Source organism: Streptomyces sp. RLA123 (assembly GCF_056270165.1).
Window position 1 is genome coordinate 7684149 of record NZ_JBWDOR010000003.1, and the last position, 15271, is coordinate 7699419.

Annotated in this window: 8 protein-coding genes and 1 pseudogene; 4 read left to right on the forward strand and 5 right to left on the reverse strand. The window is 70.7% G+C overall.

The features are described from left to right. Positions 1-8 precede the first annotated feature (8 nt). On the reverse strand, positions 9-482 hold the full coding sequence (locus RV983_RS35180; RefSeq protein ID WP_475989768.1) for a carboxymuconolactone decarboxylase family protein: 474 nt from the start codon (positions 480-482) through the stop codon (positions 9-11). A 651-nt stretch (positions 483-1133) separates the two neighbouring features. Here RV983_RS35180 and RV983_RS35185 point away from each other — a divergent pair. Continuing rightward, on the forward strand, positions 1134-1928 hold the full coding sequence (locus tag RV983_RS35185) for an SDR family NAD(P)-dependent oxidoreductase (protein ID WP_475989769.1): 795 nt from the start codon (positions 1134-1136) through the stop codon (positions 1926-1928). Positions 1929-2052: 124 nt separating this feature from the next. Next, positions 2053-3108, forward strand: coding sequence for an alpha/beta fold hydrolase (locus RV983_RS35190; protein WP_475989770.1), 1056 nt, complete (start codon positions 2053-2055; stop codon positions 3106-3108). A gap of 35 nt (positions 3109-3143) precedes the next feature. On the opposite strand, the pseudogene RV983_RS35195 reads toward RV983_RS35190, so the two are convergent. The 4 genes and pseudogenes from RV983_RS35195 to RV983_RS35210 form a co-directional block, all read right to left on the reverse strand. Next, a pseudogene (locus RV983_RS35195) lies at positions 3144-3728 on the reverse strand (alpha/beta hydrolase fold domain-containing protein); the annotation flags it as partial. 118 nt (positions 3729-3846) lie between these two features. After that, positions 3847-7251 carry a S8 family serine peptidase gene (locus tag RV983_RS35200; protein WP_475989771.1) on the reverse strand — a complete coding sequence of 1135 codons (3405 nt, stop codon included), beginning with the start codon at positions 7249-7251 and terminating at the stop codon, positions 3847-3849. A gap of 521 nt (positions 7252-7772) precedes the next feature. Then, positions 7773-8600 (reverse strand): alpha/beta fold hydrolase, encoded by an 828-nt coding sequence (locus tag RV983_RS35205; protein ID WP_475989772.1) that lies wholly within the window; start codon positions 8598-8600, stop codon positions 7773-7775. A 65-nt stretch (positions 8601-8665) separates the two neighbouring features. Further along, on the reverse strand, positions 8666-9976 hold the full coding sequence (locus RV983_RS35210) for an epoxide hydrolase family protein (protein WP_475989773.1): 1311 nt from the start codon (positions 9974-9976) through the stop codon (positions 8666-8668). A gap of 287 nt (positions 9977-10263) precedes the next feature. Here RV983_RS35210 and RV983_RS35215 point away from each other — a divergent pair, with 287 nt between their 5' ends. Together RV983_RS35215 and RV983_RS35220 are read left to right on the forward strand one after the other, a co-directional pair. After that, complete coding sequence (locus RV983_RS35215; RefSeq protein WP_475990547.1) at positions 10264-11427, forward strand: FAD binding domain-containing protein; 1164 nt, start codon at positions 10264-10266, stop codon at positions 11425-11427. A 342-nt stretch (positions 11428-11769) separates the two neighbouring features. After that, the gene (locus RV983_RS35220) at positions 11770-15207 is read left to right on the forward strand and encodes a phosphocholine-specific phospholipase C (protein WP_475989774.1); all 3438 of its coding nucleotides are present in this window, start codon (positions 11770-11772) and stop codon (positions 15205-15207) included. Positions 15208-15271: the final 64 nt, after the last annotated feature.

Below are 15271 nucleotides of genomic sequence, written 5' to 3' on the forward strand. Positions count from 1 at the left end.
CTGGGTGATCAGCCGAACATGCCGGGCTTGTAGTCGCCGGCAGGCTGCTGGTTGATGACGTTGATGCGGTTGTAGGCGTTGATGACCGCGATCAGCCCGATCAGGGCGACGAGCTGGTCCTCGTCGTAGTACTTGGTGGCGTCGGCCCACGCCTCGTCGCTGACGCCGCCGGCCGCGTCGGCGATGCGGGTGGCCTGCTCGGTCACCTCCAGCGCGGCGCGCTCGGCGTCGGTGAAGACGGTGGCCTCGCGCCAGGCGGCGACCAGGTTGAGACGCACGGAGGTCTCGCCCGCCGCGGTGGCCTCCTTGGTGTGCATGTCGGTGCAGAAGCCGCAGCCGTTGATCTGGCTGGCGCGGATCTTCACCAGTTCCTGGGTCGCGTGCGGCAGCGCGGAGTCCGCCGCCACCATGCCGGCCGAGTTGATGTGCTTGAGGAACTTGCCCGCGGTCGGGTTACCGAAGAAGTTGAGGCGCGCGTTCATCGTGCTCTCCTGTGCCGTTGGAACGGATACGCAGCTCTGACCGCCCAGCCGCCCGGAACGTGACAGGGGGGCGAGTGTGATGCACGTCTCATCGGCGAAGCGGTCCCCGACACCGGATTCCGGCCCTGGGCGGAGGGAGCCCGTTCATCGACGCCACCACGTCGGGTACGTGGTACCTCTCAGGCGGCGAGACCTCCTGCACGCGGACCCGCGCTCCCCAGCAGTGCACGTTCGCACAGCTGAAGGCATCGTTCACCGGCGGCGTCGGGCAGCCGACCATCCTCGGCGTGGCAGGGGGCAAGGGCCGCGACTACATGTGGGTCGGTGCTGTCGACGGCCTTCGGATCAACCGGATCGTCTACGACTTCGAGGCCGAGGGCGTCAGGACCCGTCGCGTCGGCTGACCGCCTCCGTTCTCGCTCAGCGCGGTCCGCGAGCAGCCCGGCCGGCGGAGGTCGGCCGGGCTGCGGGCCGGGGCGGGCCCGGATCGGACGTGCCGCCGGCCGGTGACCCTTTTACGATGTTTGTGTGGCGTGTGAGGCTGTGGTTTCCAGCCGTGGCGAACCGGCCGGAACGCGCGCGAACGAACCTTTCAGGGGCGCTGCCGGCTCCCCCGACCGCGTGACCGCAGGTCTCGACAGGGAGTCGCACATGCGTATCGATCTCACGGGACGAACCGCCCTGGTGACAGCGTCGACGCAGGGCATCGGGGCCGCCATCGCGGCCGGCCTCGCGGGCGCGGGCGCGCGGGTGGGGGTCAACGGCCGCGACGCGGGGAGGGTCGACGCGGCGGTCCGGCGGCTGGGCGAGGAGGTGCCGGGCGGCGACTTCGTCGCCGTTGCCGGCGATGTCGTGTCCGAGGAGGGTGCCGCGAGCGTTCTGGCGGCGCTGCCCGACGTCGATGTCCTGATCAACAATCTGGGCGTCTACCGTTCCCAGGACCCGCTCGAGATCACCGACGAGGACTGGCGCCGGTACTTCGAGGTGAACGTCCTCGCCGCCGTCCGGCTTACCCGCGGCTGTCTCCCTCGGATGATCGAACGCGGCTGGGGCCGCGTCCAGTACATCGCCAGCGAGTCGGCGGTGGTCATCCCCGTCGAGATGATCCACTACGGCACGACGAAGACCGCCATGCTGGCCCTCGGACGGGGCTTCGCGAAGAAGACCGCCGGTACCGGCGTCACGGTCAACTCGGTTCTCGCCGGCCCGACCCGCACCGCTGGTGTGGAGGAGTTCGTCCGCGACCTGGTCGGCCGGGACCTGCCGTGGGAAGAGGCGGAGCGGATCTTCATGAGCGAGCACCGCCCGCAGTCGTTGCTGCGACGTCTGATCGCCCCCGAGGAGATCGCCAACATGGTGGTCTACCTCGCCTCCGAGCAGGCCTCCGCCACCACGGGCGGTGCGCTGCGGGTGGACGGAGGCTGCGTCGACGCCATCATCCCCTGAGTGCCGCGCCACCCCGGACGATGGGCTGACGGGCTGACATTCCGGTGCTCGGCGCCACGGGCCGTGTCCCACCGGGCAAGAACCCCGCGTGGTTCCACCGCCCGCACCCCGGGGAAGGCCGAGGATGATCGACAGGCGCAGCTTCGGCAGAATCGCCGGCTCGGGAACGGCCGGGATCGTCCTGGCCGGCCTGTCCGCGGCCTGCTCCACGTCTCCGTCCGCCGCGAGCAAGCCCGCGCCGCCGGACCCGGCAGGCGGCAAGGAGAGCCCGGGCACCGCGGCCTCCTTCGGCCCGTTGAGGCAGGTCACGGCAGGCGTCCTGAGCGTCGGTTACGCGGAGGCCGGGCCCGCCGACGGTCCCGCGGTGGTGCTCCTGCACGGCTGGCCCTACGACATCCACAGCTTCGAGGGCGTCGCCCCCCTGCTCGCCGCGAAGGGCTACCGCGTCGTCGTGCCCTACCTGCGCGGGCACGGAACGACACGCTTTCTGGACCGTTCCACCCCGCGCGCCCCCCAGCAGTCCGCGTTCGCCCTGGACATCGTCGCGCTCATGGACGCCCTGGGGATCAAGAGAGCGATCCTCGGCGGCTTCGACTGGGGCTCGCGGACCGCCGACATCATCGCGGCCTTGTGGCCCGAGCGGGTCAAGGGCCTCGTCTCCGTGACCGGATACCTGATCACCAACCGGAAGGCCAATCAGCAGCCGTTGCCGCCGAAGAGCGAATGGGCTTGGTGGTACCAGTACTACTTCGCCACCGACCGGGGCCGGCTCGGACTGGAACGCTACCGGCGTGACCTGGCCCGGCTGGTCTGGACGTTCAACTCCCCGACCTGGGCCTTCGGCAACGCCACCTTCGACCGCACCGCGGCGGCCTTCGACAATCCGGACTACGTCGCCATGGTGATCGGCAACTACCGCTGGCGGCTCGGCCTGGTCGAGGGCGATCCACGCTACGACGACCTCGAGGCGCGTCTGGCGCGCGGACCCGTGGTCACCGTCCCCACCGTCACGCTGGACGGCGCGGTGGATCCCTTCACACCCCCGGGCGGCGGTTCCGCCTATCGCGCCAAGTTCACCGGGCCCTACGCACACCGCACGCTGGACGGCATCGGTCACAACCTCCCGCAGGAAGCCCCCGCGGCCTTCGCACAGGCAGTGCAGGACGTCGACCGGATGTGACGCCTGCCCTGGCACCGCCGGTGCGCGCCGGGCGGCTACGGCGCCGGGGCGGGCACGGGTGCCAGGACGCGGCGCAGCCAGTCCGTGCGGGTACGGCGTGCGGTGGCCGAGAGGTGCGCCTCGGGGAACAGCGCGTCGAATCCGTGGAAGCCGCCCGCCCAGATGTGCAGTTCGGCCTGGCCCCCCGCTGCCCAGATGCGGGAGGCGTGGCCGACGGCCTCGTCGCGGAAGACCTCGGCGGAACCGGCGTCGATGTAGGTGGTCGGCAGGGCGGACAGGTCGTCGGCCATGGCAGGGGAGACATAGGCGGGGACATCGTCGCCCGCGAGGTCGCCGAGGACCGACTGCCAGGCGAAAGTGTTGGTCTCGCGGGTCCACACGCCGGGTTCGTCCGAGTACTGGCGGCTAGAGACGGTGGTGTTGCGGTGGTCGAGCATGGGGCAGATCAGGATCTGGGCGGCGACGGCGGGGATGCCGCGGTCGCGCGCCATGAGGGCGAGGGCGGCGGTGAGCCCGCCCCCGGCACTGGCGCCGGCGATGACGATGCGGTCGGGGTCGATCCCCAGCTCGTCGGCGTGCTCCGCCACCCACAGCAGTCCGCTGTAGCAGTCGCCGCACGGGTTCACCCGCACCGCGGCCCCGGCGCTGCCCTGAACACCCCGCGGTCCGGCACGACGAAGCGGCCCCCGCCGACGGCCGGTGAGCCGTCGGCGGGGGCCGCTGTACCGCGAGTGCGCCTTACTTCTTGGGAGTCACCGGGAAGGAGCGGATGACGGTCTGGTCGACCGCGTTGCCCGCCGCGTCCTTGGCGGTGAGCCGGATGGAGGCGTAGCCACCGGCCTTGGGGGTGGCCACGGCGACAAAGCCGAGGTCGCCCCTGCGCTTGACCGGGAGGGTCTTCCAGGTCTTGCCGTCATTGAAGGAGACCCGCAGGCCCAGCGAGGTGGTGGCCGCCTTGCCGCCGCGTTCGGCGGCGACGAGGAAGATGTACGTACGGCCGCCGACGGCGCTGCCGGAGGTGTTCACCGGGCCGGTGAGCCGGACGTTCATCAGCTGCTGCTGGGTCATCGTCATGGTGCTCGGCCGCTGGGAGGTGAAGGTCCAGGTGGCCGAGGCCTTGCTGCCCAGGGTCGACCAGCCCACCGAGCGGGTGCCGGAGGACTTCAGGGTGTAGGTGGCCTTCTCGTACGGGACGGCGGTCTGCAACTGGCCCAGGGAGTCCAGCGACGCGACCTTCACCCCGTTGCGGTACAGGGTCGAGGAGCCCGTGGTGCCCCGTGCCTGGCCCGAGTACGACGCCGTGTTCGCGGCGGCCGTGGAGAACAGGCCCGGGGTGAGGTAGAGCTGGTCCTCGAGACGCAGGGCGTCCAGCGAACGGGCGCGCAGGGGTGCCTGGTTCCACAGCCGGGTGGAGGACGTGTTCGGCTGGAATCGCGTGGTGTCCGCGAACTGGATCTCGTCGAAGCCCGCGGTGTTCTGCTCGCGCATGCCGAGCGTGCGGTCCCAGACGATCGCCGCGTCGTCGCTGTAGTAGCGGGTCTGCTTGCCGGGCACCGGGATCTGGCTGCCGTCCACGAAGGCGACCGCGCCGTAGGTCGGGACCGGGGTGTCGATCCGGACACCGAGCGGCTTGCCGCCCTGACCGGCGTAGGTCTCCTCGACCCGGCCGAGCGAGCTGTCGGGGAGCCTGCGGGTGAGGGTGGACGGGATGCCGCCCTTGGCGTTGACCGCCAGGTTGTAGGCGAAGCTCGAGGCCGGGCTGGTGCTGGTGACGGGCTTGGTGCCGGTCCACCGCTGGGCGGTGAGGAACCAGAACGGGTGGCTGGTGACCTTCGTGGTCGGGGTGGCGTAGATGCGGTCGCCGGGGAAGCCCATCACGAACTTCTGCGTGCCGTAGTGTCCGTCGGTGCTGATGGACGTCACGCTGGCGAAGATGCCCTCGTTCTTGGCCTGGCTCTTGTCGACGGTGAGGTTGACCTCCTTGGCGGTGCTGCCGTCGAGGCTGAGCGCGGTGTCGCCGGTGAGGTGGACGCCCGGCTGGGAGAACAGGACCGAGGTGTGCGCCACAGGGTCGAACTTGTTCGCCGAGATGTCGTACTCGCTCTCGGGCAGCTGCATCGACGCCTTGCCGTCGGCGTCGGTGGTGACGCTGTACTGCAGGCCGGTGCTGACGTCGAAGGCGTTGACGTACGTGCCCTCACCCACCGGCTTGCCGTCGAGGCCGAGGACCGTGAACGACAGTGCGTGGGTGAGCGGTTCTGCGTAGACGCCGAAGGCGTCGCGGACCGTGGTGGCGCCGTCGTCCGTGGTGGCGACGATCGAGCCGCCGTAGGCACCGGCCATCGAGCCGTCGACGGTGGCGGTGAGGGTGGCCGAGGCGGTGCCGCCGGCCGGGACGGTCACGGTGTCCGCGGACAGGGCGAAGGCGCCGGCGGGCGACTTCTGGCCGCGGGGCCCGTTCGCGTCGACGGACAGGTGCAGCGTGACATCGGTGGCGCCGTCGTTGGCGTAGGTGACGGTGCCGGACCGGGTGACGCTCTGGTGCGGGTAGTCGGCCTTGCCGAAGCTGATGTTGCCGGAGGTGGCGCGCACGGTCTGCACCGCGGCGCGGGCCACGTCCAGTCGTCCCGTGCCCTGGTCGTAGGCGGTCAGTCCGGGCAGGCCCTTGGCGGCGCTGGTGAGGGCTGACTTGAAGTCGGCCGCCTTCCAGTCCGGGTGCTCCTGGGCGAGCAGTGCCACGGCGCCCGTGACGTGCGGGGTCGCCATCGAGGTGCCGGACGCGGTGACGTACGAGGCGTCGACCGGGTCGCCCATCGTGGTGCCCGCGGCGCGGGCCGCGGTGATGTCCGAGCCGGGGGCGACGATGTCGGGCTTCACGGCGAAGTCGCCGATGCGCGGGCCGCGGCTGGAGAAGTCGCTGAGGGCGTCCTGCTTGGTGGTGCTGCCCACGGTGAGCGCGGAGTCCGCGATGCCGGGGCTGCCCACGGTGCCGCCGAAGTAGTCGGCGGCGGGGGCGCCCTCGTTGCCCGCCGCGATCACGAACAGGGTGCCGTGCTCGGCGGTCAGCTTCTCGACCGTCTCGGTGAGCGGGTCGGTCTGCGCGTACGGGGGCGATCCCAGGCTGAGGTTGACGGCCTTCGCGCCGGCCTCCGACGCCCAGGTCATGCCGTTGATGACGGCGTCGTCGGGGCAGAAGCCGTCGTTGTCGCAGACCTTGCCGACCAGCAGCTCGGCGTCGGGGGCGACGCCCTTGTACTTGCCGCCGGAGGCGGCGCCCGTGCCCGCGATGATGGACGCGGTGTGGGTGCCGTGGCCGTGCCCGTCCACCACCGTGCCGGAGCCCGTGAAGTCCATGGTCCGGCCGGCGGCGGCCTTGTCCTGGAGGTCCGGGTGGGTCGGGTCGTATCCGGTGTCGAGGTCCGCGACGGTGACGCCCTTGCCGGTGATGTGCACACCGTTGGCGTCGACGCTGTCCCAGACCTTGGGGGCGCCGATGATGCCGGTGCTCTCGGCGAGGGCGACCCGGCTGCGGCCGTTGAGCCACAGCTCGTGCAGCGGGCCGCGCAGCCCCTGCGTCCCGGAGACGAATTTCCAGAACGAGGATGCGTCGCGCTTGGCCGGGGCGAAGCTGCCGCCGTCCAGGACGTCCAGGGTGCGGGAGATCCGCGCACCGTGCTCCTGGATCGCGGCGCGGGCCGTAGCGGACTGGCCGCTGCGGCTCGAGTAGATCAGCGGCAACGTGCTTGTCGATGCGTCGTCGTAGCCGGCGTCGAGCTGCTCGGTGACGTCGAACAGGCGGGCGTCGAGCCTTCCGCCGGCCAGCAGGGCCTGCGCGTCCGACGGCACCACCGAGATGTGGTGGTCGGATCCGTGCCACTGGTGCGACACCTGGAAGCCGATGTCGGTGCGGCCGGGACCGCGCTGCACACTCACTGCGGGTACGCCGCTGGCGCCTTGGGCGACCGTCACCTTGTCACCGGTGATCAGCGTGACGGTCCGGACCGACTTGAACCCGGTCGGAGCGGCGCCCATGGCGGGCGCGGCCGTGGTGGGGCTCTGGGATGCCTGTGCGGCGCCGGGTACGGCGCCCGCCAGGAGGCCTGCCAGGGCGGGGATCAGGGCCCATCGGGCTTGTATTCGCATCTACGACTACCCTTGACCGCCCGGGAGACCGGTAACACGGGCGGCGGACGGTGGAGCACCCGGCGGTTTCCGGGCACCCGGGAACATGGCCGGGGGAGCCGTGCGCGTGAACGTTCACGCAACGCTCAGCTCGAACTCCCGACCGAGTCCTTGGTCACGAGGGATGAGAAAACCACACCCGATCAAGGTTGCATAGAGATGAGGGTTTCCTTTCTGGAAAGTTGCGCGCCAGGCACTTGTGGGTGTTCTGCAATACCTCGGAGAAGAAGGCGGTCTTTGTCCGCATTCTGCGGCGCGCGGCCCGGCGCCTGTCTTCGGAGCCCTGATATCGCGCGGCAACTGCGGGGTGTGGATACCGGCGTGGGCCGGAACCGTGCCGGAAGCCATTCCACCGGCTCATCCAACAAAGCCTGGAATTAAGCGAGTTCATAAATCGAAGCGAGGGACGGGGCGACGTGCGGCGGCCGCCCGACATCCCGGGGGATGGCCGGACGGCCGTGGTGAGGCGGTCGCGGGGCGGCTCAGCCGCGGGCGAATTCCAGGAGGTCGGCGTTGAATCGTCCGGCGTACTCGGGGACCATCGCCAGGCCGTGAGGGGCGCCCGGGTAGACCTTGAAGATCGAACCCTTCACCAGCTTCGAGGACTTGTTGCCCGCGGCAACGATCGGCACGATCTGGTCGTCGTCGCCGTGCACGATCAGCGTCGGGACGTCGAACCGTTTGAGGTCCTCGGTCAGGTCGGTCTCGGAGAACGCCTTGACGCAGTCGTACGCGCTCTTGACGCCCACCTGCATCGACCACAGCCAGAACGCGTCGCGCGTGCCCTGGGAGACCGTCGAGCCGTCGCGGTTGGCGCCGTAAAAGGCCGCGCTGAGGTCCTGGTAGAACTGGGAGCGGTCCTTCGCGACGCCGGCCCGGATCTCGTCGAAGACCTCGATGGGCAGTCCCTCGGGGTTCGCGTCGGTCTTGAGCATCAGCGGCGGGATCGCACTGAGCAGGACGGCCTTCGCCACCCGTCCGGTGCCGTGGCGGCCGATGTAGCGCGCCACCTCGCCGCCGCCGGTGGAGTGGCCGACGAGAATGGCGTCCCGCAGGTCCAGCGACTCGATCAGCGACGCCAGGTCGTCCGCGTAGGTGTCGAGGTCGTTCCCCGCCCAGGACTGCCCGGAGCGCCCGCCCCCGCGACGGTCGTGGGCGATGGCGCGGAAGCCGTTGTCCGCCATGAAGTTCAACTGGGGGTCCCACGCGTCGGCGGTCAGTGGCCAGCCGTGGCTGAACACGACCGGCTGCCCCGTTCCCCAGTCCTTGCAGAAGATCTCGGTTCCGTCTTGTGTCGTGATGAAGGGCACGGTACGGCTCCTTCCGATCGGTACGAGTCCGGTGTGTTCGAGGGAGACCGGGACGGGCTCCGGCCTCACTTGCCGGCGGCTCCCGGGTGGCGCAGCGACTCGAACGCGGCGCGGAGTTCCCTCGTGAAGATGTCCGGCACCTCCCAGGCCGCGAAGTGACCGCCCTTGCGGGCCCTGTTGTAGTAGATGAGGTCGTGGTAGGCCTGCTTGGCCCAGCTCAGCGGCGCCCGGTAGATCTCGCCCGGGAACACCGTGATGGCGGCCGGGAGGGAGACCGAAACGGCGTTGAAGTTGTTGGCGTTGTTCTCCCAGTAGAGGCGAGCGGAGGAGACCGCGGTGTTGGTGACCCAGTAGAGCGTGATGTCGTCGAGCATCTCGTCGTCGGTCAGCACACGCTGGGGGTCGCCGCCGCTGTCCGTCCACGCCGCGAACTTGTCGTACATCCAGGCGGCCAGGCCGGCCGGCGAGTCCGTCAGCCCGTATCCCACGGTCTGCGGACGGGTGACCATCATGGCGGAGTAGCCGGAGCCCGTCTTGTAGAAGGCGGCGAGTTCGTCGAACGCGGTCCTCTCGTCGACGGACAGACCGGCCGGGGCCGGGTCACCGCAAGCGAGCTTCTTCGCGATGTCCGGCGGCACGGTGGCCGGGAAGTTCACGTGGATGCCGAGCAACCCCGGAGGGCGCTGGACCGCCATCCGGTCCGAGATCACCGCTCCCCAGTCGCCGCCCTGGGACACGTAGCGCTGGTATCCCAGGCGTTCCATCAGCACGGCCCAGGCGCGGGCGATGCGGTCGGGCCCCCAGCCCGTGGTGGTCGGCCGCTCCGAGAAGCCGTATCCGGGCATGGAAGGGATCACGAGATGGAAGGCGTCCTCCGCGCTTCCCCCGTGCGCCGTGGGGTCGGTGAGCGGGTCGATCACCTTGAGGAATTCCAGGATGGATCCCGGCCAGCCGTGGGTAAGGATCATCGGCAGCGCGTTCGGGTGCCGGGAGCGGATGTGCAGGAAGTGAATGTCGAGTCCGTCGATCTCGGTCATGAACTGCGGCAGGGAATTGAGCTTCGCCTCGATCTTCCGCCAGTTGTAGGACGTCGCCCAGTAGCGGGCCAGTTCTTGCAAGGTGGCCAGCTGGACGCCCTGGGACTGGTCGGGGACCGTCTCGCGGTCGGGCCACCGCGTGGCGACGATGCGACGATGGAGCTCGTCGAGATCCCGCTGCGGAACGTCGATGCGGAAGGGGCGGACGCTCGTGCTCCCCTTCGCCGCGACCGGTTTGCGGGAGAGCAGGCCGAACGCCCCTGTGGTTGCCGCGGTCATGGCGGAGGCCGAGGTGAAGAGCACCTTCCGCCGAGAATGCCAATGGGGAATTTCGGGCACGACGAATCTCCTTTGGTCATTCCATGCAATTCCTGCGGCGGCCCTGGAAACGCCCACCCGGCGGGCCGGTGGCCGGCGGCGGAGCGGCCGGCATTCATTACGTGAGTTCTGTGACCGGACGTCACGCTAATTGGCCGCAAGTGCGCCCGCAACCGGGCTCCCGCGAATGGCTGACACAGTGAATCCCGGCGGACACGCGCGGGTTGCGGGCGCTCATCGGGTGTGTTTAGGCTCCTGCGCCGAACGGATGCCGCGCGGGAGCGTCCGCCCGGCAGTGGAGGTGCGCCATTCCGGAGACGAACTTCGCGGCCACGGTCATCGGCGGATCGGTCGGCGGTCTGGCGGCCGCGCACGAACTGCGGGCCATCGGGGCCGACGTCGCCGTCTATGAGCGGTCGGCGGCGCGGACGGCGGCACACGGCGCCGGCATCGTCGTGCAGCCGGACATCGAGGCGCTGCTGAACCGCCTGGGCGTGCCCGCGGAGGCGGTCGGCGTGGAACTGCACGAGCGCCTGCGACTCGATGGGGACGGCAAGGCCACGCGCAACGAGGCGCCGCAGCTGATGACCGCGTGGGACGCCCTCCACCGCGTGCTGCGCGAACCCCTCGCGGACGTCTGCCACCGCCTGGACGGCGCACTCCGGCGTGTGCTGGTGGAGGGCCACGAGGTCACCGCCGAGTTCTCGGACGGGTCCACCGCGCAGGGCAATTTCCTGGTGGGAGCGGACGGAATCGGGTCGGTGACGCGCAGACTGCTCGCCCCCTCCTCGCGTCCCGCGTACGCCGGCTACGTCGCCTGGCGCGGTCTGGAACCCGAATCCCGGCTCTCCGGTGAACTGCTGGAGCTTCTCTCGGGCCGATTCACGTCCTTCACGTCCGCCGGCATGCAGATGGTCTGCTATCCGGTTCCGGGAGCCGGCGGCGAGCTGGAGAAGGGTTCGCGGCGCGTCAACTGGGTCTGGTACGTCAATGTCGCCGAGCCGGATCTGCAAGGACTCCTGACGGGCCGCTCCGCACGGCCTTTCGCGTACTTCCTGCCGCCGGGCGACGTGCCGCCGGAGACCGCCGCGCGGGTGGTCCGCCAGGCTGAGGCCTCGCTTCCACCGGCCCTCGCCGAGCTGGTGGGGCTGTCGGACCTCTTCATGCAACCGGTGCTCGACCTCCCTCCGTGGCGGATGGTGGCCGACCACGCGGCTCTCATCGGCGATGCGGCGGGCACGGTCAGGCCCCACGTCGCGGAGGGGGCGTCCAAGGCGTTCGGTGACGCCGCGGGCCTGGCGACCGCCCTGCTCGGGTGGAGCCCGTCGCAGCCGCTGCCGGCCGTCGCACTGGAGCACTGGGAGGTGCGGCGCCTCGACCGGCTGGTCACGCTGTCCGAGGCGGGTCTGGAGCCGGCGGCGAGTGCGGGGCTGGGTGCCGGGGCGGGGAACACGTTCTTCTCCGACGGCTGACGCGGCTGACGCGGCACAGGTCAACCGGCGCTCGCCGGCTCGGGGTTCGCGCACGTGCCCGGCGCGAACGCGGGCTCGTCGGCGCGGCCCGCGCCTTCACGGCGGCCCACGGACGAAGGCCGGGGGCGAGTCGCGGCACGTCGACCCAGGTGAGAGAGACAAGGAAGCCGCAAGGAACCGGACCACCGTCCGACCTACGCCTGACGCCGGGGCAGTTCCGTCGTGCGCCGGAACATGGCGTCACGCGAACAGTTGAACGCTTGGCGTTCTCTCGTGAACGGCGGACGAAGCTCTGTCGCGGAGGGTTACCGGCTGCGCTGCCTGCAATTTAGCCTCCCCACTATGTCCGACATCTCCCGCCGCAAGCTCCTCGGCGCTCTCGCCGGTGGTAGCGCGCTCTCCTTCCTGCCCCCGTCACTGATCCAGGCCATGGCCGCGCCGATGGCGCCCGGTGGCATGGACGCGATCGAGCACGTGATCGTGCTGATGCAGGAGAACCGTTCCTTCGACAACTACTTCGGCGCCCTCAAGGGCGTTCGCGGCTTCGGTGACCGTACGCCGCTGCGTCTGCCCAACGGCGACACCGTCTTCGAGCAGCCCCGGGCCGCCGGTGGCGCGGTCCTGCCGTTCTCCGCCCGGCAGGCCGCGACGGACGCCGGCCGCCCCGAGAGCGACATCCAGTACCTGGGCTCGCTCCCGCACGGCTTCTCCGACGCCAACCAGGCCCGGGCGAACGGCTGGTGGAACGACTGGGTGGCCGCCAAGGGCCAGAGCACCATGGCCCACTACGACCGGCGGGACATCCCCCTCCAGTACGAGCTGGCCGACCGCTTCACCATTTGCGACTCCTACTTCTGCTCCGTGTACGGCTCGACCAACCCCAACCGGAACTACTTGTGGACCGGCACCACGGGCTACGAGCCGGACGGAGTCAACAGGGCCGTCACCAATGCCGCTTACGACTACAACCACGGCGGCTACGAGTGGACCACCTACCCCGAGCGCCTGGAGGCGGCCGGGATCTCCTGGCAGATCTACCAGGAGTGGGACAACTTCACTGACAACGCTGTCGAGTACTTCCGGCCCTGGAAGGCGATCGGCCGCAAGATCCTTTCCAAGGTGAGCGGTTCGTTCTCCACCACCGAGCAGTTCTACGACAGCCTCTGGAACCGGACCGCCGCGGACCGCCAGGCGGCGCTCGCCCAGTTCCAGCAGGGTGTCGACGCGCTGAACGACGCCGAGCGCCGGCTCTTCCTGCGCGGTGCCTACCGTTCCGAGCCGGACACCCTGATCACCCGGATGAAGGAGGACATCCGCAACGGCACGCTGCCCAAGGTGAGCTGGATCGTGCCCACGGCGGCGCTCTCCGAGCACCCCGGCTCCTCCACCCCGGTCGGCAGCGCCAACCTCATCTACGACCTGCTCGACGCCATCGCGAGCGACCGCGAGACCTGGTCGAAGACTGCGGTGTTCATCAACTTCGATGAGAACGACGGCTACTTCGACCACGTGCCCGCTCCCACCGCGCCGAAGCCGGAGTCCGGCAACAGCGACGACTGGTTCGGCGGCCGTCCGGTCGGCCCCGGCCCGCGTGTGCCGATGACCGTCGTCTCGCCATGGACGCTGGGCGGCTTCGTCTGCTCCGAGGCGTTCGACCACACCTCCGTGATCCGCTTCCTGGAGCGCTGGACCGGTGTGCAGGAGCCCAACATCAGCACCTGGCGCCGCAGCGTCTTCGGTGACCTCACCTCCGCCTTCGACTTCAGCCACGGACGCAACCAGCCCGATGTGGAGCAGCCCGGCCCGGTGCCGGCGCCGATCGGCCGCTGGAACCCCGTTCCGCCGAAGGAGCAGGCGCTTCCGGAGCAGGAGGAGGGCACCCGGCCCACCCGTCCGTCGCCGTACCGCACGTCGTTGCGAGCCGAGGTCTCCAAGGAACAGGTCCGGCTGAGCCTCGGGAACTCCGGCAGCAGGCCGGCCTCGATCACCGCGTACGCCGGCGACGGAGCGGCCCCGCAGACCTGGACGGTCGCCGACGGCGCGACGGCCACGGGCACGGTCGCCTACGGCACCGACGGCTACGACCTCCAGGTGCGCGGCTTCGGCTGGGCCCTGTGGGAACTGCGCGGCGCGGGCGTGGGCGCGGAGGCCTGCTTCGTCGACGCGACCGGCACCGGCCCGGTCCTGGTGCAGTGCAGCAACCCCTCCTCGACGACGCGCACGCTGCTCGTGGGGGAGTCGGTCTACCCGCGCAACGCCAATGACGAGATCAGCACCGTCACCCTCGCGCCCGGCCAGACGCGGACGGTGTCGGTCCACCCCTCGCACCACGGCTGGTACGACATCGTGGTCGTCGATCTGGACGACCCGCGCTTCCTGCGCCGCATCACCGGCCACCAGGCCGACGGCAAGGACGGCGTCACCGACCCGGCCACCGGAACGGTCCCGGCGCTCAGCGCGGCGATCACCCTCCCCGCGCCGCTGCCCTCCCTGGACGCCCCGCTCGCGCAGGGCAGCCCGGCCGAGGTCGTCGTCACCGTGAAGAACCAGGGCACCGCCACGCTGACCGGCCTCACGGTCTCGCTGCTCGCGCCCGCCGACTGGACGCTCCAGCAGTCGGGCTCCGCGCCGAACTCGCTCGCCGCCGGAGCCTCCGCCGAGGTCCGCTTCACCGTCACCCCGGCCGCGGACGCGACGGCGGGCGGCCTTGCCGTCACCGCGCACGCCGACGGCAAGGGGCTGCTGAAGGTCGCCGACGCGCGGGTACGGACCAAGGTCGCGCCCGCGATGAGCGTGGCCCTGGCCGGTCCCGCCACCTCGCCGAAGACCGACGGCACCGTGCTGTCCCCGGACAGGCCGCTCACCGTCACCGCGACCGTCACCAACGCCGGGAGCGCCCCGCTCACCGGCCTGGCGTCCGCGCTCGCCCTGCCGAACGGCTGGAAGGCCACACCGGCGGCCGGCGCGCCGGCCTCGGTGCCGGCCCGCTCGTCGGTCGCGCTCACCTGGGACGTCGTCGCCCCGGCCGCGGCGGCCCGGGCCTCCGTCACCCTTCAGGCGACCGTCACGGCCGTCCTGGCCGGCCGGGCCAAGGAGCAGACCGCCTCGCTGGCCGCCAAGGTCGGTCCCGTCATGACCGGTCTGCTGCTGGCCGAGGACTTCGAGTCCGTCGCCCCCGCCCTTGCCCCGGCCGCCGACCTGAGCCGTCCCGGGCTGGTGGGCTGGACGCGGACCACGCCCGAGGGCTGGACGATCACCAACGCGCCCGGGATGCCCCAGGGCACCCGGGAGCTCCAGGGCTGGTCGTTCCTCTCCAAGCAGTTCTGGTTCCCGGCCGCGCAGGACCGCACCAACTTCAGCCGCGGGCTGGGAATCGTCGCCGTCGTCGACCCCGACGACTGGGACGACACCGGCAGCCCGTCCGGCAAGGGACGGTTCGACTCGACGCTGACGACCCCCGCGGTCGCCGTCCCGGCGGGCACTTCGACGCTGCACCTGGGCTTCGACTCCCACTACCGCCAGGAGAGCCCGCAGGAGGCCGAGGTCACGGTCGAGTTCGACACCGGCGAGAAGTCCCGCGTGCTGTACTACTCCAGCGCCACCTCAGGAAACACCAACCGCGGCCAGGACCAGCAGAACCGCCTGGTCGACCTCCCCTTCGCCGTCCCGTCCGGGGCGGCCTCGGTCAAGGTGAACTTCCGCATCTTCAACGCCGGCAACAACTGGTTCTGGGCGATCGACAACGTCCGCCTGGGCACCGGCCCGATCGCCGACGCCTGATCCCAGGCGCCTGCGCGGGGACCCGTCCGTCCCCGCGCAGGCGCACTCCTGGGGCCTGCGCGAC

Bases quoted from the DNA above. Each gene is read 5' to 3' on its own strand.
- RV983_RS35185 (WP_475989769.1), top strand. From the start codon at position 1,134: ATGCGTATCGATCTCACGGGACGAACCGCCCTGGTGACAGCGTCGACG.
- RV983_RS35220 (WP_475989774.1), top strand. From the start codon at position 11,770: ATGTCCGACATCTCCCGCCGCAAGCTCCTCGGCGCTCTCGCCGGTGGT.
- RV983_RS35200 (WP_475989771.1), bottom strand. From the start codon at position 7,251: ATGCGAATACAAGCCCGATGGGCCCTGATCCCCGCCCTGGCAGGCCTC.
- RV983_RS35180 (WP_475989768.1), bottom strand. From the start codon at position 482: ATGAACGCGCGCCTCAACTTCTTCGGTAACCCGACCGCGGGCAAGTTC.
- RV983_RS35190 (WP_475989770.1), top strand. From the start codon at position 2,053: ATGATCGACAGGCGCAGCTTCGGCAGAATCGCCGGCTCGGGAACGGCC.